Source organism: Aurantiacibacter flavus, assembly GCF_039710615.1.
Classification (GTDB): Bacteria; Pseudomonadota; Alphaproteobacteria; order Sphingomonadales; family Sphingomonadaceae; genus Alteraurantiacibacter; species Alteraurantiacibacter flavus.
On sequence record NZ_JBDLBR010000003.1, the window covers coordinates 217,736 to 240,933 of the forward strand.

Below are 23,198 nucleotides of genomic sequence, written 5' to 3' on the forward strand. Positions count from 1 at the left end.
GTGGTAGCCGAGCGCCCGAGCCCGCCTGAGCGGGTGCCGGTTTACAACTGGTATGCGCTCGGGGTGCTGGCGCTGGTCTATTGCACCAACTTCATCGACCGGCAGATCCTGTCGATCCTCGCCAACGACATCAAGGCGGACCTCGCGATCGGCGATGCTGAGCTGGGCTTTCTCTATGGCACCGCTTTCGCGGTGTTTTATGCGCTGCTCGGCATCCCGCTCGGCCGCCTTGCCGACAGCACGCACCGCTTGCGCCTGCTGAGCTTCGGGCTCGCCTTGTGGTCGGCAATGACGATGCTGTCGGGGCTTGCACGCAACTATGCGCAGCTGGCCATGGCGCGGATCGGGGTCGGCGTGGGCGAGGCCTCGGCCAATCCTTGCGCCTATTCGCTGATTGCCGACTGGTTTCCCGCCGACATGCGCGCGCGGGCCATCGCGATCTATTCGGCGGGCCTGTTCGTCGGCAGCGGACTGTCGCTATGGCTGGGTGGGTTCATTGTCGAAAGCTGGGCAGCGGCCTTTCCGGACCATCCTCCGTTCGGCCTTGCAGGCTGGCAGGCCGCGTTCATTATCGTCGGTGCGCCCGGCCTGGTGCTGGCCGTTTGGCTGCTGACCCTGCGCGAGCCGGAGCGAGGAAAAACGGTCGACTCCGCCGGAGCCTTCAGGACATTTCTGGAGCAATGCGCACTGATCATCCCGCCTTTCGCCGCGATTGGCGCGGCGCGCGAAGGGGGCAGGGCGCTGGCCCTCAATCTGTCGGGCGCGGCCCTGATCGCGCTGATATGCGCCGCGCTCGCGCTGATGCTCGGCAATGTGGAGCAGTTCGCGCTCATCGGCGTGGCCTATTATGCGGTGTTCAGCTGGGTAAGCCACACCCGCCGCGCCGACCCGGAGTGCCATATGCAGACGTGGGGAAGCGGGGCCTTCCTCGCCATCGTAGGCATCTATGCCTGCACGTCTTACGTCGGCTATTCGGTGACCTATTGGGCCGCGCCTTATGCCGAACGAACCTTCGCCTTGGGTAAGGCTGAGTTGGGCGTGCTGATCGGCGCTCCCAACGCGCTTGGCGGGTTCCTCGGCATTCTTGCGGGCGGATGGGCGGCCGATGCATTGTTGCGCTATACGGTGAGCGGACGGGTGTTGGTCGCCAGCGTGGCGGTTGTCCTGCCGGTTCCGCTCGTCCTGATCGGCTATATGACCGACAATCAGACGCTGTTTCTCGCTTGCAATTTTCTGACCCAGCTCGCCACATCTTCTGCACTTGGCGCCTGCGCTTCGGCCAGTCAGGCGCTGGTGGACGAACGGATGCGCGGGCGGGCATCGGCGTTGTTCCTGCTCGGGCCGACGCTGGTCGGGCTATGCTTCGGACCCTTCGCGGTGGGCCTTGTGTCGGAGCGGACCGGCGACCTTGGCCTCGGCGTGATGATGAGCTTGGTGGCAGCGATCCCGGCGTGCCTCTGCCTGCTCGCCGGCTTGCGGCTTTATCCTGCAGCCGTCGCGCGCATTGGTAGTTAGACGAGAATTCCTGCCGCCACGAGCGCCGCGATGAGGCCCGCGATCGCGGTGCGCGCCTCGCTGTCCTGTGTTACACCACCACTCGGCAAGGCAACGTCAGAAGCGCGGCTCCAGCCATCATTGTAGATCGCCTGTTGCCCCGCCGATCGATCATAGATCCGCATTCCGGGCAGCGGCTGCTGGAACAGCCAGTTTCCGGCCTGCCGGCAAGCAATTTCGTCAGCATGACCCGCCCATTCATCGGTGGGCGCGGCCTGGACGAGCCAGGCCTCGCCTTCAACCGGACTCGCAGGCGGTGCATCCGCCGTTCCTTCGACGGCGATGTGCAGTAAGCTATCGAGCCGGGCGAGCGCTTCGTTGACAGTGAACTCCTTCTGCGCTTGCGCGGTGAACAGGAAGGGCAGGCCAAGCCGCGCGCTGGCGTTCGTGAACGTGATTGGATCGGGCATAGGTCACCTCAAGCAAGGGTTGTGAGATAGAGCGGATCGGAGCGGGCGCTGTTGCCGACCTGGCGCACCCACAGCGCTTTGCCGGAGTGCTCGGCGTGCAGGGCGGACCAGTCGGGGGAGGAGAATTGCAGCGCGGGCGCAGTCACTTCCCACAGGGCCTCGGGCAGGACTGTATCGCCAAGGCCAACCGTGTAGCGTTCGAACTCCTCGGCGAGCGGCGGTTCGACCGTGCCGCTCCAGCTCCAGGCTCCCCGCGCGCGGCGGGTCCAGTTCAGCGTTGCGCTGCCGTCGGCGGCCACGGTCACGCGCGGGTGGACCGGCACCAGCGGCTTCAGGGTCAGCCCGGCATTGGCAATCGTCGCCACAGCGGGCACGTCGTCGGCGAGACCGATGGCGGCAACCCCCGCAGCCGTGCCGAGGTCGGCGGTCTCAAGCCGGATCGGTCTTTCATCGAGCAGGACTACGTTCGCCCCCGCCGCCGTGCCCGCAAGCGCCGCCGCTTCGGTGCCGCCGCGCCCGCGCAGCAGCCCGGACAACCGCCAGACAGCGCCGCCGACGCTTTCAGCCTGGGCGAACTGCAGCAGCTCCGCCCCCACCAGCAACCGGTTAGCCCCCGCCGCGAGGCTTTCGAACGGGCGCGAGGCCAGTTCGAAATCGGACGAGGCCAGAGTGACGTCGATAGTCGCCGTCCGGTCGATAATCGCCGGGTCGGCGGGTGGCAGCGGGCTCGACAGCGTGCCGACAACCGCGCGTTGCCGCCCGGTGCCTCGGAGCGGTGACAGGCTGCCGCCGTGGTCGGCATAGAGCATGGCTCCGGTCCAGCCGCTGGTGGTGGAGCTGGCGGCGGCGATCACCTGCCGCTCGTCGCGCGAGCCGAGCCCGTCCCACGGCAGTTCGCTCGCCATCAGCACGGTTGGCGTGGCCACCTCGTCGGGCGTTTCGAGATTGCGGCCCGGATCGCCGATCGCCGGGGGGAGCGCCGCGCCCGGCTCGCGAGTCAGTTCGAGTTCGACGCCGGTGTCGCGCCATTCCCAGCTTTCCACCCGCCACTTACCGGGGCGACCGGGCACGGCGACCAGAGCGCCGGGGGCGATCCGCGCGTCCAGCTCGGCCATGCGCCATTGCAGGCGGTCGCCCGCCACGCCTTCGCGTGTGGCCATGGCCTCGATCAGGTGCAGCGCGGTGCCCGCCTGCAAGGCGCCGGGGAAGTCGATGACGGTGTTTTGGCCCGCAGGGGCCTGCCCGCCTGCGCGTTGCAGGCCGGGCTGATAGTCGCGCGCGACATCGTAGTAGCGCATGGCCGAGGGCAGCTTGCTGTGATCGGTGCGGCGGGTCGACATCTGGCCATAGGCCCCGCCAAAGCTTTCGTTGGCGGGGTCGACCACGGCCTCAGGCAGGGTCGCGGTGGGCGCGGCGGCAGGATCGCGTGGTCGGATCGCCAGGGGTCCCGCGCCGACATCGCAGGCCAGCGGATAGACCCGGTCGAGCAGCTCGAGCGATGCCAGCACCGGCCCGCCCTCGTCGGAAAATCCGCCCAGCCCTTCGAGCCCGCGCGTGATTGCAGCACCGGCTTCCAGCGGCTCCAGCAGTTCGACGAGGCTGACTTCGCCGTCATCGCTGGTGATCTCGAAGGCGAGCGTCGGGATACGGTTGCCGAACTCGGCCAGTTGCAGGCTTTCGAACACGCAGTAGGCGAGGCCCCGGAAAGCAGGGCAAAGCGCACCCTCGGCGCTGGCGAGCAGCGGATCGGGCTGCTGGTCGCCATAGCCCTGATGCACGCGCAGCACCCCGCCGACCTTGAGATCGCCCGCCGCGCCACGCAGGAGGCGGCCATCGGCCCAGATCCGGCCTAGGCGGGCAATCGGACGGCTCGCCAGCGCCACGGCGAAACTGCACGAATAGCTGTAGGTCTTGACCGAGGGGCTGCTCTTGCCGCCGCCGGTGGTCTCGCTGGTTTCGACGAGGTCGGTCGCCCAGATCACGCTGCCCGCCGCGCGCATGGTGCCGAAATAACGCGGGATCGGGGTGCCGTAGCTCGAACTGGTGACGGCCAGCTCCTTGAGGCGCGGGCCTTCGCGGCCGCCGGGCTTGAACACCGCGCGATCGATCTGGTTGCCGAGCAGCGAACCGAGCGCGCCGCCAATCGGGCCGCCGAGCGCGGTGCCGACCGTGGTGAGGATAAGGGTGGCCATGGTCAGTCTCCGCTTGGGGCAAGCCGCCAGCTACGCAGCAGCGGCCATTCGGCCGGGCGCGGGCCGTGGACGACCCGGCGCAGACCGGCATGGGCATGGACGAGGGCGCCGCCCTCGCCAGCGATGGCGAGGTGCAGCTGCGACGGCGAGGGGCGCAGCGCGAGCACGTCGCCGGGTTGGATGGCGTCTGCCACGTCGCGCAGGCCTGAGTGGGCGAGCGCCGGGGCAAAGCCGGCGAGCGTGGTCTGGCGCAGGCGATAGGGCGGCAGCGGCCCGGCATCGCGGCCCAGCGCGCGCAGGGCCAGCACCACCAGCCCCACGCAGTCGATTCCCTGTTCGCGGGACATGCCGCCGAGACGGAAAGGTGCGCCCACCAGCGCGTGCGCGGCTGCGAGGAGCTGGCTTCCGTCCGCCATCACGCGCCCCCGGTGCCGTAGCGGGTGAGCAAGTCGTTGCCGGGCATGAACGGCTCGCCGCGAAAATTCGCGGCATTGCCGAAGCGCGCGGCGCAGGTAGCAATCGTGTGGTCGCACGATTCGAGTACCTCTGCGCGGTCCCTTGCCGCCAGTCCGGCTGCAAGATCGCGGTCGAGCGTCAGTTCGGAGCCGGAGGCGGCCATGATCCGCATCGCGACGCCCGCCTGCGGCCCGTCGATCCAGCGCAGCCGCCCGCCAACGATCATGTCGGGCGCGGGTAGGCCCGAGAAGCTGATCGAGCCGGTTTCGCCATTGATCGCCGTAACGCGAACCAGATGGGTGAAGCGCGCGGGATTGAGCCCGCAGTCCCGGTCGCAGAATCGGGCGCGGCAGGTGGGGCTGGTGCGCGGCACGAGGTCGCGTTCGAACAGTGTTTTGGCCGATTGCAGGCTGGCCTCGAAGCTCTCACCGTTTTCGGTGACGCTGGAGACCTCGCCCGCAAACAGGGCCGCGTGCTCAAGGCTCTCCCAGTCGACCACGCCTACTTCGATGGTTGCCTCGTCATAGCGGCCCATCCTGAGGTCTGCGGGCGTGATCGCCCCGTGCGAGAGGATGCCCTCCATCTCGACCAGTTCGCTCGCCAGATCGGCCGAGCGGCGTATCGAGGAGGGGACCATACCCGGCGCGGCCATATGGATGATGCCCGAAAAGGCGAGGTCACGGTTGTGGCTGGTGAAGCCGAGCGTTACCCCGTCACGCCGCATGATCCGCCAGTAGGTCGCTACCGTTTCGAGCGGCTCGGCAAAGAAGATCCGGCTCATGTCGCCTCCCGAATCTCGATCAGCGGTACCGATGGCGCTTCCCCTGCGGCAAAGTTGCTGGCGCAGATGTCGAGCCGGTCCTCGGCGAAGCGGACGGGGACGTCGAACAGGAACCCGACGCGCACTTCGGCTCCAGCGGGCGCAGCGTTCGCCAGGGTGATCCAGCCACCTTCTTCACAGGTCCAGGCGCTTGTCGGGACATGATCGAGGCTGACCACGACCGTGGTAAGGCGCGGGCGGGTGATCGGGCGGACCTGCGGGTCGCCCCCCGCGCCATAGCGCTTGGCAAGCTGGAAGCGGACCGTCTCACCATCGCCCAGGCCGAGCAGCTGGTCGCTGGCCGTGGGCGTGCCAGTCTGGCCGTTGGAGCTGAAGTCGAACGGATCGGCGAGGCGAAAACCGCGCGCCGCCCCGCGCCGGGCGCGGAAGAATTCGAGCAGCACGCCAAGCTCTGCTTCCGAGCGGATGCCGGGGCCGACATCATAGCGCAGGCGCGCGTCGCTCCAGTGGCTGTTGCGCCGCTCGAAGCCCGATGCGGTGAGCGCCACCGAGGTCGAGAACTCAGGGCTCACTGCGACATCGCGGCCCGGCGCGAGTGGATAGAGAACGTCGTCGAAGGCTTGCATGGAGGTGTCCTCGCTGGAAGGAAGGCGGGTGTATCCGTCGCGCGTGACCTGCGGCAGCGCCCAGACGAACAGGCGCTCCACCCCCCGCGCACGGGCCTCGTCGAGGCCACGGTCGATGCGCTGCCAGTAGCTTTCGGCATCGGCTTCGTTGAGCACGAAGCCCGCCAGATAGTCCTGCACGTCGAGTGGATAGCGCAGCCGTGCCTGCACGATGTCGTAGGCAACGCGGCGTGCGCCTTCGGCACGGGCGGTGAGCCAGTCGTAGTCCTCGACCTGAAGCCGGTCGTAGGCAGGCCAGGCCCATCCTTCGGGCAGGCTGGCGCGGCACAGCTCGGGGCGGGCGGGGTCAAGCAAGGTGGGCGTGAAGACGAGCAAGTAGACCGTCGCGGTGCCGCCCGCTGCAGTGCGGACATGGTCGCGCAGCGCGGCGGTGGAGGCGGCCAGCGTGGCCCCGGCCCAGTCGAGCAGGTCGAGCTGCGCCGCGTCGAGCGGGGCGGTGAGGTCGGGGATTTCGGGGGCCGATCCGCGCGCGGCGATCACGGCGTCATCATAGAGGCAGATGTGGCCATCGAAGGTGAGCCACCACCATGGCTCGCCGATCTGGAAGTGGACGGACAGGCCTTCGTCCACCACCAGCGCGGTAAACGCCCCGGCGACCGTGCGCAGGTAAGCCATCGCCGTGTCGTTCGCTGGCGAGAGCAGGGTGGAGGGCGGCTCCCACCCGGTCAGCGCGCGCGAGCCGTCGTAAGCGCGCTGGCTCCATTCGGGCGGGCAGTGCTCGGCGAACAGCTCGTAGGACAGCGAGACAATCGGCTGGTAATCGAGTCGCGCGCACTCGGCGAAAAAGGCGCGGTGCCATGCCTCGCACGGGGTGCAAAGCTGCGCCGGTTGCGCTACCAGCAGCTCGCCGCCCGGCTGGCGGGCGAGCCGGTAGAAGTGGCTCATCCCCACATAGTGAACGATCGCCCCGCGATAGCCGAGGCCGAGCACATTGCGCAGCACCCGCGCTGGGGTGAGGTTGTAGCTGTCGTCGTAGGCCGTCGCCATGCCGACATCGTGCGGGGGCACCACCACGTCGCCCAGCTTGACCATCGCCCGGTGGCCTTCGCAGGCGATGCCGGTCAGCTCGACCCAGCCATTGGCGCGCGCGGGCAGCAGCGTGTGATCAGCGGGATCGTGGCCCGGCGGGACCAGCGAGATGAACATCCGGTCGATATCGGAGGGATGGACCGCATCGCCGTCGGCCAGCCAGCCTTCGCGCAGCTCGGAAAAGGGCAGCATCACCGAGGCATCGTCGGGCGCGCCCTCGGCGTAGTTCCACAGCCGCACATACCAGGTGCGCGCCGCGCCAGAGGCATCGCGCCCCTCGATGGTGAGCGTCGGCCCGTGCACCTGATCGAGCGCCACCACGCCCGCCGAGCGCCAGCGGAAGCGCAGGCTGGTGTGCGCATAGTCACGGTCGGTCGCATAGGCGAGCAGGGGGTGATCGTAGCGGTCCTCGCTCTCCCAGATCAGTCCGGCGAGCGCGTCGCGGTGGTGAAATTCGCAGTCGATGCGCAGCCCATCGTGCGCGATGGTGGTGAGGCTCGCCATTTCAGGGCGGGGGAAGTCGACGGTCCAGAAGCGCGGGTCGAACCGCTGGAGATAGTCGAAGTCCTGTCCGTTGCGCTTGCGCGCCAGCCAGTATGCCATGTGGTTTCCTCCCTCAGGCGCCGCGCAGCGCACGGGCGACAGCGCTGGCGACCTGGCGCGACGAGCGGCGCAACATTGCCGGACTGTCGGTGCCGCGCTCAGCGGCGAGATTGATCGACACGCGCACGTCCTTGCCGCGGCCTTGCGGGGCGAGCGTCTCGACCCGGCCCGCCGAGGTCGGCACGAACAGCTCGGGGCCGCGCTCGCCGACGAGGAACGGCGTTCCGGGCGCGACCGGTCCGCCGGTGGCGCGCCCCGGAAGGCCCAGCAGCGCGCCGAGCGTATTTCCGAGCAGGCCGCCAAGCCCGCCGCTCGCGCCTTTTGCCGGGCCGCCGCCGAACAGCGCGCCGAGGCCGTTTTGCACGGCGCTGGCGGCGATTTCGCTCATCGCGCGCAGGGCGACCTGCTTGAGGTCGTCGAAGCCGAGACTGCCGCGCCGAATCGCGCCGAGCAGCCCGCGTTCGAGCACCGACCCGGCCTTTTCGAACCCGCCCACGAGCGAGCTGTCGACGCTCGCGCGCATGGTTTCGATGTCGGCGCGGAAATCGCTGGTGCTGGCGCGCACTTCCACCAGCAGCGGTTCGAGATCGTCAGTCATGCCTGTCTTGCTCCAGCAATGCGGCCAGCTCGCCGCGCGTTAGGCCCTCGGCCGGATCGCCATTTTGGTTTGCGAAAATGCAGAAAAGTTCCGCTGGGGTTGCCTGCCAGAAATCCTGCGGGGGCCAGCCCAGCGACCGGCACAGCTCCCCGCACAGCCGCAGGGCGCTGTCGGAGAGGTGCTCGCTCATGGGCGGCCTTGCAGGATCTGGCGCAGAATGGTTCGCAAGGGTGCAGCGGCGGCGGCAAGGCCCATCGCCATCACCGCCTCGCCCACCTGTTCGCGGGTGGCATCGCCTTGCTCGGCAAGGCAGTGCCAGAACAGCGCGGCGATCTCGGACAGGCGCACCTGGCCCTCGCCCGCCCGCTCGACCAGCGCGAACAGCGGGCCAAGCTCTTCCTCGGCCAGCACCAGTGCCTGAAAGCTGGGGCGCAGCAGCAGGGGCCTGCCTGCCACCACCAGCGTGGCTTCGCCGCGTGCGGGATTGTGGCGAGCCTGACTCATGCCGGGACCACCGGACCGGAGCTTTCGAGCTGCAGCGTATAGTTGCGCTCGCCGTTGAAATCGCCCGCATAGTCGAGCCGCTGGACGAGGAAACGCCCGCGCAATTTCTCGCCGTCCTCGAAGCTCAGCTCGTAGTCTTCGATGGTGCCAGCGAGCGCATGGGCGCGCACGGCGGCTTCGGCGCTCGACCCGAGGAAAATCCCCGCCGCGCTGACCGACATCGAGCGCGTGCCTGCGCCCGACAGCAGGTCACGCCAGCCGCCCGATTCCTTGTGCGTGACGACCACCGCGTCGCCGTTGATGGAAAGCTGAGTGGTGCGCAGCCCGGCGACGGTGGCATAGGCGGGCGAGCCGGTGCCGTCGCCGATCTTGAGCAGGAAGGCAGAGCCTTTTTGGGCAGTCATGGGCAGGTTCTCCGTGAATGAAATCAGGCTTCGAAAAGGCGGAAACGGTATTCGAGCAGCACCGCGCGCCTGAGGTTCGCGCGCTGTTCGGCGCGCCCGCGCAGGAACTGCGTCGAGACGAGGCGGAAGCTGCTGTGCACGGCGGGCATGGTGTCGATCCGGTCGGCGACCTGCGCGGCGAGGTCGGCGCTTTCGCCCGCCTCCTCGCCGCGCAGGTGCAGTTCGAGCGCCACGCGCACCTCGCGCCCGCGCCGGTCCTTGGTGCTCCAGTCGATGCTGGCGCTGGTGGCGATGGCAAGCCAGGGCGCGCTGGTGCGGGTGGGCACTTCCTCGGTGATGGAATTGAGCAGCGGATCGCTTGCCAGCCAGTCGATCAGCGCAATGCGCAAGGCACTTTCCATGGGTTACTGCTCCGATGTGAAGGTCGGCCACAGCCACTCGGCGCGGCGCCAGGCTTGCTCGTCGGTGGCGGCGTTGAGGTGGCGCTCGGCGACTAGTGCCAGCGCGCGATTGCGCGCCCGCCGTTCGAGCGCCCGCGCAAGCCCGGCGAGCCCGGGGATTTGCGCCGCGATCATGCCAACCGCATCCGCCGCCAGGGCTGCCACAGCGCCGCGACGGCGGCGGGTGGGGCGGTCTTGGCGCTGTCGTCCTCGCGGGCGCGGAAGTGGTGTGCGGCAAGGCGCAGCACGCCGTGGCACAGGTCGGCGGGCAGCAGGTCCCAGTCGGCGGCGAGACCGGCTGTGTAGCGAACCACCAGCCGCTTCTCGCTGACCGGCACGGCGAGGCGAAATCGGCCCTCCGCCCGCGCCGTGATGTCGACCAGATAGCCGGTCGGCGGCAGCGTGGTGCGCGAGGCATCGCTCGCCAGCGTCTCCACCGCGAGGATTGCACGCACGGGCGTCAGGTCGAGCGTCTGCCAACTGGTGCTGGCCTCGCGCATTTCTTCGTAGGTCGCCTCCAGCGCGATTCTGCCGGTGAAGGCCTCGCAGGTGGCGAGGCTGGCGGCGAGCAGGCGGGTCAGCTCCGCGTCGTCGCGCGCGGTGGTGATTGCCAGCCAGGCCTTCAGCTCGGTGAGCGCGGCTCCGGCAAGGTCAGGTGGCGTGACGAGTTGCCGCTGCATGGCGGTCTCCTGTGTCTCGGCAAGAACAAAGGCGCGCCCGCTCCGGCGAGGAGGGGGGAGTGGCTCGCGGTTAGCGGGCGCGCACGGGCGCCGGGCGTGCCTGAGGCTGGCACCGCCCGGCGGATCGAAGGCGCTTAGGCCTCGATCTTCAGCAGCTTGATCGCGGCGCTATCCAGCACCTGCCCGCCCACGCGCTTGGTGGCGTAGAAGTGGACGAAGGGCTTGTTGGTGAACGGATCGCGCAGGATCGTCGTCGCCGAGCGTTCGGCGATGAGGTAGCCGTTGCGGAAGTTGCCGAAGGCGATCGGGAACTGGTCCGCCGCGATATCGGGCATGTCCTCGGCCTCGACCACCGGATAGCCGAGCAGACGGTCGGGCTGGCCTTCGACGAGGCCCGGCTGCCACAAAAAAGCCCCGTCGCTGGTTTTCATCTTGCGCACCTCGGCCAGCGTGGCCGAGTTCATCACCCAGCTTGCGCCCTGCCGGTGGCCGGCCTTGAGCGTGTGGACGAGGTCGATCAGCCGGCTTTCCGGGTTGGCATCGAAGCCAGAGGCATCGCCCGAGCCGATATATTGCAGGCTGCCGAAGGGGCGCACCGCATCTCCCGCCATCGACGTGGCCGAGGCAAGGAAGCCGAGCGGCTGGTTGACGCCCGTGCCCGCCACGAAGGCAGAGCCCTCGGCAGCGGCGAACTCGACCGCGATCTCGGCGGAGAGCCAGCCTTCGAGGTCGAACCCGGCATCGTCGAGCATGGCCTGGCTGGCGGCGGGGTTGGCGTAGAGGTCGCCCGATGGCGGGGCGACCTCGGCGAAGGTCGGGCTGGCGGTTTCGGGACGAGCATCGCCCTCGCCGACCCAGCCCGAGGCGACCCCGCCGGTGGCGACCAGCTTGCGATAGCCGGCGCTGCCGACCTGCACGACCTGCGCGATCTGGCGGATCGGCGAGATGTTTTTCAGCTCGCTGGCGATCATCGCGTCGATCTCGCGCGGCACGGCATAGCCGCCGTCACCCGGCGTGAGACCCGAAAGCGACTTGAGCTCGGCCTCGCGGCCCTGCCGCAGGTAGCCGGTGACGAAGCTTTTCACTTCGGGGCTTTCGGTCTTCACCACGCCATCAAGCGCGGGGCGCGAAGCGGCGCGGCTGACACGGTCGAGCCGGGCCTTCACCTCGTCGACGTCCGAGCGCAGCACCTTGATCGCCTTCTCGGCTTCGTCCTGGCGTGAGACCAGATCGAAGCTCTGCGCGATCACTTCGGTTTCGATTTCCATATCCATAGCAGCAATTTCCCTTTTCGGTTGGGGGCACGAGAAATGAGACCGCCCCCGAGTGTGGGGCTGGTCAGAGGGGATTTTTGTAGGGGTTGAGGGAAGCCAGAGCGGGAATGACATAGCATTGACCCGCAAAGCCCTTCCCCGTGGGGAAGGGTTGGGATGGGGGTTTTACGCCAGCCAGCGTCGAGCCCCCACCCCCAGCCCCTCCCCAAGGGGAGGGGAGCAAGGTGGATCAGGCTAATGTCATCAGACTCTAGGCGACGAAATGCACCCTGGCTCCGGGCTGGAGTGGCTGGGTCACGAGGCTCACCTCGAACAGGTCGATATCTTCGAGCACACGGCCATCAAGCGTGCGGCGATAACCGCGCGCACGGTAGCCGAAGCTGAGGCCGTTCACCCGCTTGCCGAGCAGCTCACTCACCGCGCGGCTGCGGGGATTGTCGAGCCGGGCGATCACGCGCAGGCCCTTGTCATCCTCCTGCGCCAGATCGACCGTGCCGATCTGCTGCTCCGGCCGGTGTTGCCAGAACAGCGGCAGCGGCTCGCGCCGGTCCTCCAAGGTGCGGGCAAAAGCGCCCTTGCGGATGGTGTCGCCCGCGGCATCGGCCACGTCGAACAGGGCGGCATAGCCTGCCAGCCGCACCATCACCGCAGCAGCCCGAACACGCCGAGACGCACGGCAATGCCGACCAGAAGCAGCGCCAGCACCCCGCGCACAACCCATTCGACGGTCGCCTTCCACGCGCTTGCCTTGGCGCTGCGCCAGGCATCGAGCAGCTCGCGCAGTTCGTCGATATCGCCCTGCGCGTGGTCGTCCTCCAGGCCGATGCGGGTGAGCACGCGGTCCGCGCCCAGCTCGCTCGCCTCCTCCACGATGGCGCGCAGGGTCACGAGGTCGGCACCGCCGGTCTGCGCCTGTGCGATGAGCGCGGCGAGCATGTCTTCGCGGGTCATTGGCTATCTCCGTTCGTGTTTTGTTCGGGTCCGGGAGGCAGGCTGAGCATGGCGCGCTTCTCGGCCTCGCTCAGGAAGTCGGCGCCGGTGACCTGTGCCCACAGCTTCTCGCGATCCTCCGACAGTGCGGGCACCCGGTCGAGATCGACCGCGAGGGCGACACCGGGGAGCCACGGTTGCAGCCCCTCGGAAATCCCGCCGAGGATCTTCGCCGCCAGCGGCAGCAGCGTGAGCCGCCACAAGGCGCGGTTGGCCTCCTTGTAGTTGGCATAGGTATTGTCCCCCGGCAGCCCGAGCAGCATCGGCGGCACCCCGAAGGCGAGCGCAATGTCACGCGCGGCGGCGGCTTTCAGTTCGGCAAAGTCCATGTCGGCAGGCGAAAGCGACAGGCTCTGCCACTTGAGCCCGCCCTCCAGCAGCATCGGACGGCCCGCATTGCCGCCGCCCTGATAGGCTGCGGCCAGTTCCTCCTTGAGCCGGTCGAATTGCTCGCCGGTGAGCGTGGAGGCCTCGCCCGTATCGTAAACCAGCGCGCCCGAGGGCCGGGCGGCGTTTTCGAGCAGCGCGCGGTTCCAGCTGGCGGCGGCATTGTGGATCGCCACCGACTGTTCGGCAGCCACGAGACAGCCCGCGCCATAGTGGTCGTCGGTCGGGTGGAACGTTTTAAGGTGGATCAGGCAGGGCCAGCCGTCCTCGTCCTCCAGCGGCAGGTCGACCCTGGTGTCGCCAACGGTGTAGCGATAGGCGGCGGGCCAGCCGTCGGCGCCGGGGACGACGCTCATGCGCTCGGGGCGCAGGGCGAACAGCTCTGCTGGTTTGCCCGAGGCATCGCGGGCGATCTGTACAAAGCCATTGCCGTTAAGCAGCAGATGCGCGGCGAGCGTTTCGAGCAGCGATTGCCCCGCGCTGGTGGCCTGCACGAGGGCGAGCGCCTTGGGATCGGCCTCGGCCATCGGCGCGCTGCCGACGCCCTCGGCAACGATCCGCACCGCGCGCTGGGCGACGGGGTTTTCGATATAGCCGCGCCGGATGGAGGCGGTGTAGTCGAAGCCGGTCCGCCCCGTGTGGGCCTCGTAGGCGAGGGCCCAGGGCGAAGTGAAGCTGCGCGCCAAAGGCACGCGAGCCCCGTCCCCGCCCTTGAAGGCGGAGCGGAGCGTGTCGATGAAGGACATGCTATTTCCTCGTTAATTGGCGCGAGATAAGCTGACCGATCCGTCTAAGCGGTCGGTGCAAGATTTAACTGGGTGGTTTCAGAGGACCGAACTGAATGGCGCGAGTGCGTCTACGGTCTTTGTGAGACCTTGCTTTGCAAGAGTTTCAAGATATCGAGAAACGTTGATGGCTGGGTTCTTCAGCCTTTCCCTACATCTTTGCGCTGCAAGGATCACTGCAGCATTGTCGAAGTCGAATTGGAACCTGATGAAATCGTCAGGATGGAGGACTTCTATATCGTATCTATCTCGGACTTCTTCTGGAAAGTCCTTGGAGTTGAATGTGATTATTGCATCTGAACCAGAGTGAATCGCGGCAGCCAGAACATGACGATCGTTCGGGTCAGGTAAATCTAGTATGGGTACAAGGTCCATATGGCCTTCAACTAGACAATCCAGTATCGCTGAATTCATCAAGTCCCTTGTGCGCTCAAGCTTGGAACGGTCTAGATCGTCGCGCTTTTTCAACAGCGCATCAATCCATTCCGCATGAATTTCGTTGCTCCACTTTGCTCGAAATAGCGTGCAAGACGACAACTCAAGCAACAAATCGCGGAGTGGCGCAGGGTACAACACGCACGCATCAAAAACAGCAGTGTAGCGGGAGTGCTTAATAGCCCATGCCCTCGTCTTGCGCTTGCCTTGCTAACTCGCTGAGGCTGTTGATCCGCTCTTTTTCACGAGACATCCTGTAGCTCTCTAGGTCCGTAAATTTGATGCGCCTGTGAGTGCCTACCTTATGATGGGCAATCTCACCACGTTCAAGTAATTTGCTTAGATATGGACGAGAGATGTTTAAAAGATTAGCCGCTTCTTGCGTCGTAAGTTCTGCGTGAAGAGGAATCAAAGTCACAGCATTACCTTGTGCCATCTCCGTCAAAATCTTAATCAATAGTGGAGTGACGGCTTTTGGGAGAAGAAGGTCGGTGCCATCTTCTAAACGCACATTGACGGAGGCCTTGCTGGCCCGCGCGAGTTCACGGCTAGCTGTTGCGGCCAGTTCGGAATCAGTTTCGTCCGGCACGAAGGGCGTGCCGGAGGCATCAATCGTATCGGTCATTGCGGCTTCTCCTAGATTGAGGTCATATGAATCATCCTCAAGCTAAACGCAATATCCGAAACAGCCGTAAAAATTCCAAGTCAAATTGAAGCTGCAAATTGAGTCAAATACTCCACACCCTCGGCCTCCTCCTCCGCCCCAACATCAACTCACTAAGCGCCCAAACCAGCGCATCGGCCCGATCCGGCGAGCGCCCCGGCCCTTCATAAGTCCCGCCCGCCAGCAACCCGCATAACTGGTCCTCCAGCGCCGCGAACTGGCCGACATGCTGCACCCGGCCCGCCTCGTACAAAGCCGCAATCGGCTCGGCCCGCGCGGCCTTGCCTCGGCTGGCGTGGACCAGTTTCACCGGCATCGCGCAGTCCGCTGCGCGCAGAACGCTCTGCACCATGTCGCCGCCCTGATTGGCCTCGGCTATCACGCGGTCGGCGCGCCAGATGCGTACGGCCTCGGCCACTGCGGAGGCCCAGCGCTCGGGCGTTGCGCCGCCGACCGAGTGGTCGGCCAGCACCTGGCCAAGGCCCTCGGGCGTCACGCCGCAGACGATAATCCCGCACTCGTCACCGCGTGCCGAGGCGGGCGGGTCGACGCCGACCACGATCCGCGAAAGCCCCTCCCACGGCCGGGAGGGGGTGGGGAGGGGGGCTGCGGTGTCGCCACGCGCAGGCGCCGTACCCCCACCCCCCGGCCCCCTCCCCTCAAGGGGAGGGGGAGTCTGGCGGCATCTTTCCAAGAGGGCGCGGGTCCACAGCGCCCCCTCGACTTCGCGCAGCATTTCGCCGTCCAACTCCTGCCGCCCCAGCGACGAGCCACCGAACTGGCTCAGCATCGCCTCGTAATAGGCGGTCGGCAGTACCCCGGCGTTGTCCGCCGTGCGTCCGCGCGCCAGCGCCACACTGCCGTCGCCGCGCTCGGCCTCGGCCAGCAGGCGCTGCATCAGCGGCACCGCGCGCGGGGTGCTGGTGGCGAGAATGCGCGGGTGCTCACCCAGCCGCATCCCCAGTTGCAGGTTGTCCCAGCAATCCATCGCCCGGCCCCCGGCATTGTCCCACTTGGCGATCTCGTCGCACCAGGCATGGGTATGTTGCGGGCCGCGCAGGCCTTCGGGCTCGCCCGCCGAATAGAGGAAGGCCTGCGCGCCGTTGGGCCAGGTCAGCCGTTTGAGCGACGGTTCGAAATCGGGCACCAGCGCGCGTGGCGAGGCGGCCAGAATGCCGCTTTCGCCCTCGACCATCACGGCGCGCACCTCCGAGAGGCTAGCGCCCACCAGCGCGATGCGCGCAGTGCCATCGTGGCGCGCGACATTGCGCACCCATTCCGCGCCCGCGCGGGTCTTGCCGAAGCCGCGTCCGGCGCAGATCAGCCAGATCCGCCAAGCGCCCGGTGGCGGCAGTTGTTCGTCGCGTCCCCAGACCTCCCAGTGCCACGAGCCCAATGCTTTGCGTTCGTGCGCCAGCAGCGTCTTGTCGAGCGCCAGCCGCCGGTGGCTTCCACCTTCGCCACCCGCGCGGAACCAGCGGCCCCGGCTGTCGCGCGGCTGCTTACTCGCCATCGCGCGACGTGCTCTGGCGCTTGGCTTCGAGCTCGGCGGCGCGCTCTTCGCGGGCGCGCTGGGCGTCGATTTTGGCGTTGATCTCGCGCATGGTGATCACCTCGTCCTGCAACGTCTGGCGGCCTTTCTCACGCGCCACGCTCTCGCGGTGGGCGAGCAGACAGCGAAAGGCGGTGCCGATGTCGTACTTGCGCTTATTGCCATCCTCGTCGACGTCCTCCAGCCGCCCCTCGCGCAGGCGGGCGAGCAGGTCCATTTCGAGGCTGTCGTACCCTTCCGCCAGCGCGGCATACCAGCGGGCGGCAAACTCGGCGCTTTGGCGGCGGCGCTTGTAAACCAACGACTGGCTTACCCCGGCGGCTTTGGTGGCAGCCTTCACATTCGAGGTCTCTGCCAGTTCATTGATGAAGGTGGTCTCCCAGTTGCGTTTGGCCATCTATGCAAAATCCCGTCGTTGGCGCTGGCGGCGAGCATCAAAAAAGGCGGCACCCCGTGGTGGGAACCGCCTCTTGCCGACTCGCTCTATCGCGATGTTGTCCTTTGCTAACCCAAGAGCGTTACGATGTCAATATAAAAGTGCCATATAGGTTATTTCGTGCCGCTTGCTCTGGCTGCATCGCTCGCCTAATCGCGATAGCTGCAACGGGGCTCGGGACCGGAAACCGCATGATTACCAAGCTGCTGCAGTCGCTTTACGACTGGACGATGGACAAGGCCAAGCACCGCCACGCGCAGGGATGGCTGGCGTTCTTCGCCTTCGTCGAATCGAGTTTTTTCCCGATCCCGCCGCATCCGTTGCTGGGCCTGATGTGTCTGGCTGAACCGAAGAAGGCGATCCGCTTTGCTGCGATCTGCACGGTCTTTTCGGTGCTCGGTGGGATGGCGGGCTATGCCATCGGGCACTTCCTGTATGAGGCGATTGGAGAGTGGCTGATCGGTGTGCTGGGCCTGTCCGAGGCCTTTCCCAAAGCCGCCTGCTACCTTCGCGAGAACGACTGGCAGGCGATCGTGATTGCAGGCACCACGCCGGTGCCGTTCAAGCTGCTGACGATCACCGCCGGATTCATTTCCATGAACTTCGGCACCTTCGTGCTCGCCTCGATTGCCGGGCGGGGCATGGTGTTCATGGCCGTGGGCGCGCTGTTCCGCGTGTTCGGCGCGCCGATCAAGGCCTTTATCGACAAGTACCTCGCCTGGCTGACGGGTCTGTTTATGGTGCTGGTGATCGGCGGCTTCGTGCTGATCGCGCAGGTCGGCCATGATGATGGCAAGGCCGATCCGGCCGACGTCTGCGCGAATGTGACGAGCCTCGACCAGCTCTGACGGTTTAGCCGTTCAGTGCGGCGTCGAGCGTAATTTCGGCCTTGAGCAACTTGGAAATCGGGCAGCCCGCCTTGGCCTCGTTGGCGATGCGGTGAAACACGGGCTCGTCGATGCCGGGCACGCTGGCCTTGGTGACGAGGTCTGAGCGGGTGACCGCGAAGCCGTCGCCGTCCTTCTCCAGCTTCACCTTGGCCTGCGTTTCGATGGTGCCATCCTCGAAGCCTTCCTTGGCGAGCGCAAAGCTCAGCGCCATGGTGAAGCAGCTAGCGTGGGCCGCCGCAATCAGCTCTTCGGGGTTGGTGCCGGGCTCGTCCTCGAAGCGGGTGGCAAAGCCATAGGGCTGCTCGCTCAGCGCGCCTGAGCCGGTCGAAACGTGGCCCTTGCCGCTCTTGCCGAGGCCTTCGTAGCGGGCGCTGCCGGTGTTGGTGGTCATGTCGTGGTTCTCCTTTGCTCAGGAGACGCACGACATGGTCTGGATGTTCCTTGGGCAATTGAGAGAAAGGACTGGGTCAGATCCGCCGATATCTGGTCGTACAATTGGCCAGACCCGCGGCCGTTAGGCGGGATCTACGCGGAACACCTCCCCGTCAGCGTCAAGGATATAGAGTGTGCCTTGCGCATCAGCGGTCATCTCGACGATTTGATCGATCGCGCCGATATCCGGAGTGAAATCGGCGGTGCGCCGTTCGAGTTCTGCCACTCGATGCAGTTTCGCATCGGTCAATTTTTCGCTCGGGATCGACCAGATAGTTCCGTCACGATCGGCAAAGACAAAATGTCCGGCAATGCCGGGAATTGCGCCCTGATACACTATGCCGCCAACGGGGCCGAGCCCCTCGCGCGGACCGTCTCCATGAGGATAGACCAGCGAGGGAGTGACAAGCCCGCCCGGGGCGCCGTTCTGGAACTCTACCGTGCCCTCGTAGAACGGCCAGCCGAAGTTAAGCGATGGTTGCGTCGGGGTGAACACGGAGATCTCGTGCTCTTTCGTCGATCCGCCATCGAAGAGGATAAGTTGATCACTGAAGTTGTCTAAGGCTGTCGGTGCCTGGAGACCTTTGCCAGCTTGGATGAGTGGAATCGATCGTAAACTGGCATAGGCATAGGGGTTTCCCTCGACGAAGAACTTGCCGAAACCGCCGGGCGAAAAGCTGTCGTCTGATTGCGCAATGGTGCCGCGCGGATCGCCGACCGCAGCGAACAATCGACCATTGGCAGCGAAATAGACCGACGCTGTCACATCGGTCGTGTTGCCGGTTGCCAAACCAGCGTCGATAAAGCTGCCGACGTTGGGTCGGAACAGGTAAATGCTGTCCGCTGTCTTCCGAAGGAGAATTGGCCCTTTGTAGAAAGCGTTGGCGGGGCCGAACGCTATGTCTAGCAGTTCCGTGCCGGCAACCGTGGCGATGTCGGTCACCGCCGTGCGCGCACCGGTTTTCCCGTCGATCAGCCAAGCCGTTCCCTCACGTTCGCCAACGATCAGCTGCGCGGCTTCGCCGGTTCGTGCGAAGCCGACCGGGTCGGTGAAGCCGGTGGCGATTCGCGTCACCGCTATGCCCTCGCGCAGATTCGTGACTGTTATCGCCAGCGCGAGCGTCGCGCTCTGGCTCCCGGCGCGCGCTTCGATCGTGACGGCGTAGACGTTGTCGCCGTCAGCATCCTGCTCGAGGTCGAAGTTGGGTGCCTCATTGAAGCTTAGCGCACCCGCCGAAGTCATGGTGAAAGCGTCTGCGTCTGCCCCGCCGACGATTTTGAACTCGATGACGCCTGTTCCACCATCTGCACTTGCGGTGTAGACTACGCCGGTAGTGTTTTCGGGGACGGCGGCTTCGGCAGGCGAGCTAAAAGAAACAGGCGGTGGCGGTGGCGGTGGAGGCGGTGTGCCGCCAGCCGCGCTATCATCGCCACCGCATGCAGCGAGCATACTGATTGCTAGCCCAGCTGCAGACATACGCCAAAAGTCGCGCAATAAGTTCCGTGACATTACATTTTAGTCCCTGCGACCACCATCCGGTGGGATTTAGCCACGCGCACCAAAATTTTTCAATGTCTATTGTTGGGCGGCATAAATACTGACACGAAGGACAATTAAATGGCCCTCAAATAATCCCCACCGCCTTGCCGGCACGCTCGAACATGCCGAGGATCGTCTCGACCTCTTCGCTCGAGTGTTCGGCGCACAGCGAGCAGCGCAGCAGCGTCATGTTCGCAGGCGTTGCCGGGGGGCGCGCGAGGTTCACGTAAAGCCCCTCGTGCAGCAGCGCCTCCCACATCGACGCGCCCCTCTGGAGGTCGGGCATGATCACCGCCACGATTGCACTCTGCGGCTCGCTGGTGCCGAGCGTGAAGCCCAGCTCGGTCAGCCCGCCGTGCAGCCGCCGCGAGTTCTCCCACAGGTGCGCGCGCTTGTTGCCCGCGTGCATCAGCTTGCGCACCGAAGTTGCCGCCGTTGCCACCACCGAAGGCGGCAGGCTGGCGGTGAACACATAGGGGCGGCACACCAGCCGCATGATCTCGAACTTGGGATGGTTGGATACGCAGAACCCGCCCACCGTGCCGACCGACTTCGAGAAGGTGCCGATCACGAAGTCGACCTGATCGAGCACGCCCTGATCCTCGGCCACGCCGCGGCCATGTTCGCCGATAAAGCCCATCGAGTGCGCCTCATCGACCAGCACCATCGCGCCGTATTTCTTGGCCACCGCGACCATCTCTTTCAGCGGCGCCACATCGCCCAGCATCGAATAGACGCCTTCGAGCACCACCAGAATGCCCGCGCCCTCGGGGATGCGCTTGAGCCGTTTTTCCATCGCCTCGATATCGTTGTGCTTGAACGGTACGACCTCGGCCTTGCCCATCGCGCAGCCATCCCAGATCGAGGCATGGCTGTCGATGTCGAGCACGATGTAATCGCCCTTGCCAGCGATGGTGGAGATGATCCCGAGGTTGGCCTGATAGCCGGTCGAGAACACCATGGCGTGATCCATGGCGTAGAACTCGCGCAGCGCGTCTTCCACCTCGCGGTGGCCCTGATAGGTGCCGTTGAGCACGCGGCTGCCGGTGGTGCCTGAGCCGAACTGGTCAAGCGCGTCCTTGCCCGCCGCGATCACGTCGGGATCGAAGGTCATGCCCATGTAGTTGTAGGTGCCGAGCAGGATCGTGTCGCGCCCGTTGCAGATCGCACGGGTCGGCGAGAGCACCTTCTCCATCACCAGTGAAAAGGGATCTTCCACCCCGCTCGCCAGCAGGTTCTCGCGGATCTGGATGATTTCGTCGAACTTGGCGAACAGGTCAGGCGCGGCGGCGGTCATGGTTTCGCTCATCTGCGCGCTCACTTGCCCTGCATGCCGGTGACGGCGTCGACCAGCTGGCCGTAGGTCTCGATTTCGGCTTGCTGGTTCATCGAGATGATGATGTCGAACTCGTCTTCGATCGCGGCGACGAAGTCCATCACCGTCAGGCTGTCGAACTCGAGATCGCCGGCAAAGCTGGTGCTGTCGGTGATCTCCACCGACTTCTTGTTGAACGGCTCGATGATGGTGCGAATCCGGCTGTCGACTTCGGCACGGTCCATGAAAAGGTCCTATCTGCTGTTACGCGCGGGCGCATGGCCCCAATGGTGCCGGGCAAAGCCCGAGCGCGGGTGCTTGTCAAGGCGGCGAGGCCATCGGGCACCGGCTAGTTCGTGCCTACCAGCCCCTTAACCGCAGCCATGAACGGCCCGATGCTGACCGGTTTGGACAGATATCCCTCGGCGCCCGAGAGCCGGATGCGCTCCTCGTCGCCCTTGCCGGCATAGGCGGTGACCGCGAGCACGGGGACTTCCGACAGCGCGCTGTCGCCCTTCAGGTGCGCGATCAGGTCGAGGCCCGAAACGTCCTGCAGCTGGATGTCCATAACCACCAGATTGGGCGCGAAAGCGCGGGCGCGGGCAATAGCCTCCTTGCCATCGGCGACCGGCTCGACCGAAAAGCCGCCCGCGCGCAAAACGTCGCAGAACAGCTTGCGGTTGAGATCGTTATCCTCGACAACAAGGATCCGTTTTGACATTGCTGCCCCCATGGCGGCCTGTTGTTCGCCAGACCGATCTGCTCTCCCTCTACCGCGCTTGTGGAAAAGTGACAATTCCTAAGGACTCATCAACCATGGAAGCCGACCGGGCAACGCTCGCGCTGGCAGCGCTGGGCTGGATTCTGGCCGATAGCGCGCGGGCCGACCGCTTCCTCGCGCTGACCGGGCTCACGCCCGATGGTTTGCGCGAGGCGATTGGCGAGAGCGCCACCCATCAGGCGGTGTTCGATTTTCTGGCCGCGCACGAACCCGATCTGGTTGCTGCGGCCGATGCGCTGGGCGTCGCGCCGGGGGTGCTGGTTGACCACAGGAGTGTTTCCGAATGAATCGTCCGCTCATCGTCACCGATTGCGACGAGGTGCTGCTGCACATGGTCCGCCACTTTCGCGAGTGGCTCGATGCCGAGCATCAGGTGGGGCTTGAGCTGGAAACTCATTCCTTCGCCAAGGCCATGCGTCGCCATGGCGAGACCGAGCCGCTGCAGGAGGAAGAAATGTGGCGCCTGCTGGGCCTGTTCTTTGATACCCAGATGGACAGTCAGGAGCCGATTGCCGGGGCGGTAGAGGCGATCAATACATTGCAGGAGCGGGCCGACGTGGTCGTGCTCACCAACCTCATCGATTCGCGGCAGGAAGCGCGGGTGCGGCAGTTACAGCGGCTGGGGATCGAGGCGCGGGTGTTCACCAATCAGGGCCCGAAAGGCGGGGCATTGAGCGCCATCGTTGAGGACTACAGCCCGAGCCTGGCGGTGTTTATCGACGATATCGCCAGCCATCACCAGTCGGCCTCCGAGCACGTACCGACGGTACGCCGCTTGCACTTTTGCGGCGAACCGGCAATCGCGCCGCATGTGCCCTGCGCGCATCAGGCCGGTGCAGCCCATGCGCGCATCGACACCTGGGCCGAGGCCTTGCCGTGGATCAACGACCAATTGGAGAATGCATCATCATGACCATCGCTGCCCGTCTCGCGGAACTGGGGATCACCCTGCCGGCTGCGGCTGCGCCCGTTGCCGCTTATGTGCCGGTGGTGATGAGCGGGAATCTCGCCCACGTTTCGGGCCAGCTGCCCTTTATCGATGGCAAGCTCGTCACCGGTCGGCTGGGCGATGATGTGTCGCTTGAAGACGGTGCGGCAGCGGCGCGGGCCTGCGCGCTGATGATCCTCGCGCAGCTGGAGGCCGCAGGGATTTCGCTCGACCGGGTGAGCCGCGTCGTCAAGCTGGGCGCCTTCATCAATTCGACCGCCGACTTTACCGATCAGCCCAAGGTCGCCAACGGCGCCTCCGAGCTGATGGCGGATGTGTTCGGCGAACTCGGCAAACATGCTCGCGCGGCGGTCGGCGTACCCGCGCTGCCGCTTGGCGCGGCGGTTGAGGTCGATGCGGTGATTGAACTGGCAGCAGACTGATCGGGGCGG

30 protein-coding genes are annotated in these 23,198 nt (G+C 66.0%); 5 read left to right on the top strand and 25 right to left on the bottom strand.

What is annotated here, in order from left to right; all coding sequences use genetic code 11:
- On the top strand, positions 1 to 1,515 hold the full coding sequence (locus tag ABDJ38_RS10140) for an MFS transporter (protein ID WP_346784981.1): 1,515 nt from the start codon (positions 1 to 3) through the stop codon (positions 1,513 to 1,515).
- On the opposite strand, the gene ABDJ38_RS10145 is transcribed toward ABDJ38_RS10140, so the two are convergent.
- The 20 genes from ABDJ38_RS10145 to ABDJ38_RS10240 all read right to left on the bottom strand — a co-directional run bounded on the left by ABDJ38_RS10145 (position 1,512) and on the right by ABDJ38_RS10240 (position 16,821).
- Positions 1,512 to 1,964 carry a DUF2793 domain-containing protein gene (locus ABDJ38_RS10145; protein WP_346784982.1) on the bottom strand — a complete coding sequence of 151 codons (453 nt, stop codon included), beginning with the start codon at positions 1,962 to 1,964 and terminating at the stop codon, positions 1,512 to 1,514. The two genes, ABDJ38_RS10140 and ABDJ38_RS10145, sit on opposite strands and share 4 nt — an antisense overlap.
- Positions 1,965 to 1,972: 8 nt before the next feature.
- A complete protein-coding gene (locus tag ABDJ38_RS10150; RefSeq protein ID WP_346784983.1) occupies positions 1,973 to 4,156 on the bottom strand; it encodes a GTA baseplate fiber-binding domain-containing protein in 2,184 nt (727 codons plus the stop codon).
- A 2-nt stretch (positions 4,157 to 4,158) separates the two neighbouring features.
- Positions 4,159 to 4,572 carry an NlpC/P60 family protein gene (locus ABDJ38_RS10155; protein WP_346784984.1) on the bottom strand — a complete coding sequence of 138 codons (414 nt, stop codon included), beginning with the start codon at positions 4,570 to 4,572 and terminating at the stop codon, positions 4,159 to 4,161.
- Entirely contained in the window at positions 4,572 to 5,393 is an 822-nt protein-coding gene (locus tag ABDJ38_RS10160; protein WP_346784985.1) for a DUF2163 domain-containing protein, read from the bottom strand. Before ABDJ38_RS10160 ends, ABDJ38_RS10155 begins: the two co-directional genes overlap by 1 nt.
- Entirely contained in the window at positions 5,390 to 7,711 is a 2,322-nt protein-coding gene (locus tag ABDJ38_RS10165; protein WP_346784986.1) for a DUF2460 domain-containing protein, read from the bottom strand. Before ABDJ38_RS10165 ends, ABDJ38_RS10160 begins: the two co-directional genes overlap by 4 nt.
- Before the next feature lie 13 nt (positions 7,712 to 7,724).
- On the bottom strand, positions 7,725 to 8,309 hold the full coding sequence (locus ABDJ38_RS10170) for a tail tape measure protein (protein ID WP_346784987.1): 585 nt from the start codon (positions 8,307 to 8,309) through the stop codon (positions 7,725 to 7,727).
- The gene (locus tag ABDJ38_RS10175; RefSeq protein WP_346784988.1) at positions 8,302 to 8,499 is read right to left on the bottom strand and encodes a phage tail assembly chaperone; all 198 of its coding nucleotides are present in this window, start codon (positions 8,497 to 8,499) and stop codon (positions 8,302 to 8,304) included. The genes ABDJ38_RS10170 and ABDJ38_RS10175 overlap by 8 nt, the downstream gene beginning before the upstream one ends.
- Entirely contained in the window at positions 8,496 to 8,813 is a 318-nt protein-coding gene (locus ABDJ38_RS10180) for a gene transfer agent family protein (protein ID WP_346784989.1), read from the bottom strand. The genes ABDJ38_RS10175 and ABDJ38_RS10180 overlap by 4 nt, the downstream gene beginning before the upstream one ends.
- On the bottom strand, positions 8,810 to 9,217 hold the full coding sequence (locus tag ABDJ38_RS10185; protein ID WP_346784990.1) for a phage major tail protein, TP901-1 family: 408 nt from the start codon (positions 9,215 to 9,217) through the stop codon (positions 8,810 to 8,812). Before ABDJ38_RS10185 ends, ABDJ38_RS10180 begins: the two co-directional genes overlap by 4 nt.
- A 23-nt stretch (positions 9,218 to 9,240) precedes the next feature.
- Positions 9,241 to 9,618 (bottom strand): DUF3168 domain-containing protein, encoded by a 378-nt coding sequence (locus tag ABDJ38_RS10190; protein ID WP_346784991.1) that lies wholly within the window; start codon positions 9,616 to 9,618, stop codon positions 9,241 to 9,243.
- Positions 9,619 to 9,621: 3 nt separating this feature from the next.
- Positions 9,622 to 9,792, bottom strand: coding sequence for a hypothetical protein (locus ABDJ38_RS10195; protein WP_346784992.1), 171 nt, complete (start codon positions 9,790 to 9,792; stop codon positions 9,622 to 9,624).
- Positions 9,789 to 10,337, bottom strand: a complete 549-nt coding sequence (locus ABDJ38_RS10200; protein WP_346784993.1) for a head-tail connector protein — start codon at positions 10,335 to 10,337, stop codon at positions 9,789 to 9,791. The genes ABDJ38_RS10195 and ABDJ38_RS10200 overlap by 4 nt, the downstream gene beginning before the upstream one ends.
- A 134-nt stretch (positions 10,338 to 10,471) precedes the next feature.
- Positions 10,472 to 11,611, bottom strand: a complete 1,140-nt coding sequence (locus tag ABDJ38_RS10205) for a phage major capsid protein (RefSeq protein WP_346784994.1) — start codon at positions 11,609 to 11,611, stop codon at positions 10,472 to 10,474.
- A 250-nt stretch (positions 11,612 to 11,861) separates the two neighbouring features.
- The gene (locus tag ABDJ38_RS10210; protein WP_346785322.1) at positions 11,862 to 12,254 is read right to left on the bottom strand and encodes an HK97 family phage prohead protease; all 393 of its coding nucleotides are present in this window, start codon (positions 12,252 to 12,254) and stop codon (positions 11,862 to 11,864) included.
- On the bottom strand, positions 12,254 to 12,562 hold the full coding sequence (locus ABDJ38_RS10215) for a DUF6127 family protein (protein WP_346784995.1): 309 nt from the start codon (positions 12,560 to 12,562) through the stop codon (positions 12,254 to 12,256). The genes ABDJ38_RS10210 and ABDJ38_RS10215 overlap by 1 nt, the downstream gene beginning before the upstream one ends.
- Positions 12,559 to 13,734 carry a phage portal protein gene (locus tag ABDJ38_RS10220; protein WP_346784996.1) on the bottom strand — a complete coding sequence of 392 codons (1,176 nt, stop codon included), beginning with the start codon at positions 13,732 to 13,734 and terminating at the stop codon, positions 12,559 to 12,561. The genes ABDJ38_RS10215 and ABDJ38_RS10220 overlap by 4 nt, the downstream gene beginning before the upstream one ends.
- Before the next feature lie 78 nt (positions 13,735 to 13,812).
- Positions 13,813 to 14,388, bottom strand: a complete 576-nt coding sequence (locus ABDJ38_RS10225) for a VapC50 family PIN domain-containing toxin (RefSeq protein WP_346785323.1) — start codon at positions 14,386 to 14,388, stop codon at positions 13,813 to 13,815.
- Entirely contained in the window at positions 14,384 to 14,833 is a 450-nt protein-coding gene (locus tag ABDJ38_RS10230) for a helix-turn-helix domain-containing protein (protein ID WP_346784997.1), read from the bottom strand. Before ABDJ38_RS10230 ends, ABDJ38_RS10225 begins: the two co-directional genes overlap by 5 nt.
- A gap of 103 nt (positions 14,834 to 14,936) precedes the next feature.
- Complete coding sequence (locus ABDJ38_RS10235; RefSeq protein ID WP_346784998.1) at positions 14,937 to 16,385, bottom strand: DNA-packaging protein; 1,449 nt, start codon at positions 16,383 to 16,385, stop codon at positions 14,937 to 14,939.
- Positions 16,375 to 16,821 (bottom strand): hypothetical protein, encoded by a 447-nt coding sequence (locus ABDJ38_RS10240; protein WP_346784999.1) that lies wholly within the window; start codon positions 16,819 to 16,821, stop codon positions 16,375 to 16,377. The genes ABDJ38_RS10235 and ABDJ38_RS10240 overlap by 11 nt, the downstream gene beginning before the upstream one ends.
- Before the next feature lie 230 nt (positions 16,822 to 17,051).
- On the opposite strand from ABDJ38_RS10240, the gene ABDJ38_RS10245 reads away from it, so the two are divergent.
- Positions 17,052 to 17,708, top strand: a complete 657-nt coding sequence (locus tag ABDJ38_RS10245; protein ID WP_346785000.1) for a YqaA family protein — start codon at positions 17,052 to 17,054, stop codon at positions 17,706 to 17,708.
- A gap of 4 nt (positions 17,709 to 17,712) precedes the next feature.
- On the opposite strand, the gene ABDJ38_RS10250 is transcribed toward ABDJ38_RS10245, so the two are convergent.
- The 5 genes from ABDJ38_RS10250 to ABDJ38_RS10270 all read right to left on the bottom strand — a co-directional run bounded on the left by ABDJ38_RS10250 (position 17,713) and on the right by ABDJ38_RS10270 (position 21,758).
- The gene (locus ABDJ38_RS10250) at positions 17,713 to 18,141 is read right to left on the bottom strand and encodes an OsmC family protein (RefSeq protein WP_346785001.1); all 429 of its coding nucleotides are present in this window, start codon (positions 18,139 to 18,141) and stop codon (positions 17,713 to 17,715) included.
- A 123-nt stretch (positions 18,142 to 18,264) separates the two neighbouring features.
- Entirely contained in the window at positions 18,265 to 19,257 is a 993-nt protein-coding gene (locus tag ABDJ38_RS10255; RefSeq protein WP_346785002.1) for a PQQ-dependent sugar dehydrogenase family protein, read from the bottom strand.
- 550 nt (positions 19,258 to 19,807) lie between these two features.
- Positions 19,808 to 21,031 (bottom strand): serine palmitoyltransferase, encoded by a 1,224-nt coding sequence (gene spt / locus ABDJ38_RS10260; RefSeq protein ID WP_346785003.1) that lies wholly within the window; start codon positions 21,029 to 21,031, stop codon positions 19,808 to 19,810.
- Positions 21,032 to 21,039: 8 nt separating this feature from the next.
- Complete coding sequence (locus ABDJ38_RS10265; RefSeq protein WP_346785004.1) at positions 21,040 to 21,282, bottom strand: acyl carrier protein; 243 nt, start codon at positions 21,280 to 21,282, stop codon at positions 21,040 to 21,042.
- 104 nt (positions 21,283 to 21,386) lie between these two features.
- Entirely contained in the window at positions 21,387 to 21,758 is a 372-nt protein-coding gene (locus tag ABDJ38_RS10270; protein WP_346785005.1) for a response regulator, read from the bottom strand.
- Positions 21,759 to 21,853: 95 nt separating this feature from the next.
- Between ABDJ38_RS10270 and ABDJ38_RS10275 the strand changes: the two genes are divergently transcribed.
- From ABDJ38_RS10275 to ABDJ38_RS10285, 3 genes are read left to right on the top strand one after another with little or no spacing between them, the layout of a single operon-like run.
- Positions 21,854 to 22,105 carry a DUF3572 family protein gene (locus ABDJ38_RS10275; RefSeq protein ID WP_346785006.1) on the top strand — a complete coding sequence of 84 codons (252 nt, stop codon included), beginning with the start codon at positions 21,854 to 21,856 and terminating at the stop codon, positions 22,103 to 22,105.
- On the top strand, positions 22,102 to 22,731 hold the full coding sequence (locus tag ABDJ38_RS10280) for an HAD family hydrolase (RefSeq protein ID WP_346785007.1): 630 nt from the start codon (positions 22,102 to 22,104) through the stop codon (positions 22,729 to 22,731). The genes ABDJ38_RS10275 and ABDJ38_RS10280 overlap by 4 nt, the downstream gene beginning before the upstream one ends.
- Entirely contained in the window at positions 22,728 to 23,189 is a 462-nt protein-coding gene (locus ABDJ38_RS10285) for a RidA family protein (protein ID WP_346785008.1), read from the top strand. The genes ABDJ38_RS10280 and ABDJ38_RS10285 overlap by 4 nt, the downstream gene beginning before the upstream one ends.
- Positions 23,190 to 23,198 lie beyond the last annotated feature (9 nt).

Excerpts from the sequence above, each read along its gene's own strand:
- ABDJ38_RS10235 (WP_346784998.1), bottom strand. The coding sequence starts at position 16,385 with ATGGCGAGTAAGCAGCCGCGCGACAGCCGGGGCCGCTGGTTCCGCGCG.
- ABDJ38_RS10270 (WP_346785005.1), bottom strand. The coding sequence starts at position 21,758 with ATGTCAAAACGGATCCTTGTTGTCGAGGATAACGATCTCAACCGCAAG.
- ABDJ38_RS10265 (WP_346785004.1), bottom strand. The coding sequence starts at position 21,282 with ATGGACCGTGCCGAAGTCGACAGCCGGATTCGCACCATCATCGAGCCG.
- ABDJ38_RS10250 (WP_346785001.1), bottom strand. The coding sequence starts at position 18,141 with ATGACCACCAACACCGGCAGCGCCCGCTACGAAGGCCTCGGCAAGAGC.
- ABDJ38_RS10165 (WP_346784986.1), bottom strand. The coding sequence starts at position 7,711 with ATGGCATACTGGCTGGCGCGCAAGCGCAACGGACAGGACTTCGACTAT.
- ABDJ38_RS10210 (WP_346785322.1), bottom strand. The coding sequence starts at position 12,254 with ATGGTGCGGCTGGCAGGCTATGCCGCCCTGTTCGACGTGGCCGATGCC.
- ABDJ38_RS10150 (WP_346784983.1), bottom strand. The coding sequence starts at position 4,156 with ATGGCCACCCTTATCCTCACCACGGTCGGCACCGCGCTCGGCGGCCCG.
- ABDJ38_RS10170 (WP_346784987.1), bottom strand. The coding sequence starts at position 8,309 with ATGACTGACGATCTCGAACCGCTGCTGGTGGAAGTGCGCGCCAGCACC.
- ABDJ38_RS10240 (WP_346784999.1), bottom strand. The coding sequence starts at position 16,821 with ATGGCCAAACGCAACTGGGAGACCACCTTCATCAATGAACTGGCAGAG.
- ABDJ38_RS10200 (WP_346784993.1), bottom strand. The coding sequence starts at position 10,337 with ATGCAGCGGCAACTCGTCACGCCACCTGACCTTGCCGGAGCCGCGCTC.
- ABDJ38_RS10245 (WP_346785000.1), top strand. The coding sequence starts at position 17,052 with ATGATTACCAAGCTGCTGCAGTCGCTTTACGACTGGACGATGGACAAG.
- ABDJ38_RS10220 (WP_346784996.1), bottom strand. The coding sequence starts at position 13,734 with ATGTCCTTCATCGACACGCTCCGCTCCGCCTTCAAGGGCGGGGACGGG.
- ABDJ38_RS10145 (WP_346784982.1), bottom strand. The coding sequence starts at position 1,964 with ATGCCCGATCCAATCACGTTCACGAACGCCAGCGCGCGGCTTGGCCTG.
- ABDJ38_RS10175 (WP_346784988.1), bottom strand. The coding sequence starts at position 8,499 with ATGAGCGAGCACCTCTCCGACAGCGCCCTGCGGCTGTGCGGGGAGCTG.
- ABDJ38_RS10230 (WP_346784997.1), bottom strand. The coding sequence starts at position 14,833 with ATGACCGATACGATTGATGCCTCCGGCACGCCCTTCGTGCCGGACGAA.
- ABDJ38_RS10215 (WP_346784995.1), bottom strand. The coding sequence starts at position 12,562 with ATGACCCGCGAAGACATGCTCGCCGCGCTCATCGCACAGGCGCAGACC.
- ABDJ38_RS10280 (WP_346785007.1), top strand. The coding sequence starts at position 22,102 with ATGAATCGTCCGCTCATCGTCACCGATTGCGACGAGGTGCTGCTGCAC.
- ABDJ38_RS10285 (WP_346785008.1), top strand. The coding sequence starts at position 22,728 with ATGACCATCGCTGCCCGTCTCGCGGAACTGGGGATCACCCTGCCGGCT.
- ABDJ38_RS10195 (WP_346784992.1), bottom strand. The coding sequence starts at position 9,792 with ATGATCGCGGCGCAAATCCCCGGGCTCGCCGGGCTTGCGCGGGCGCTC.
- ABDJ38_RS10160 (WP_346784985.1), bottom strand. The coding sequence starts at position 5,393 with ATGAGCCGGATCTTCTTTGCCGAGCCGCTCGAAACGGTAGCGACCTAC.
- ABDJ38_RS10155 (WP_346784984.1), bottom strand. The coding sequence starts at position 4,572 with ATGGCGGACGGAAGCCAGCTCCTCGCAGCCGCGCACGCGCTGGTGGGC.
- ABDJ38_RS10180 (WP_346784989.1), bottom strand. The coding sequence starts at position 8,813 with ATGAGTCAGGCTCGCCACAATCCCGCACGCGGCGAAGCCACGCTGGTG.
- ABDJ38_RS10205 (WP_346784994.1), bottom strand. The coding sequence starts at position 11,611 with ATGGATATGGAAATCGAAACCGAAGTGATCGCGCAGAGCTTCGATCTG.
- ABDJ38_RS10275 (WP_346785006.1), top strand. The coding sequence starts at position 21,854 with ATGGAAGCCGACCGGGCAACGCTCGCGCTGGCAGCGCTGGGCTGGATT.
- ABDJ38_RS10185 (WP_346784990.1), bottom strand. The coding sequence starts at position 9,217 with ATGACTGCCCAAAAAGGCTCTGCCTTCCTGCTCAAGATCGGCGACGGC.
- ABDJ38_RS10190 (WP_346784991.1), bottom strand. The coding sequence starts at position 9,618 with ATGGAAAGTGCCTTGCGCATTGCGCTGATCGACTGGCTGGCAAGCGAT.
- spt (WP_346785003.1), bottom strand. The coding sequence starts at position 21,031 with ATGAGCGAAACCATGACCGCCGCCGCGCCTGACCTGTTCGCCAAGTTC.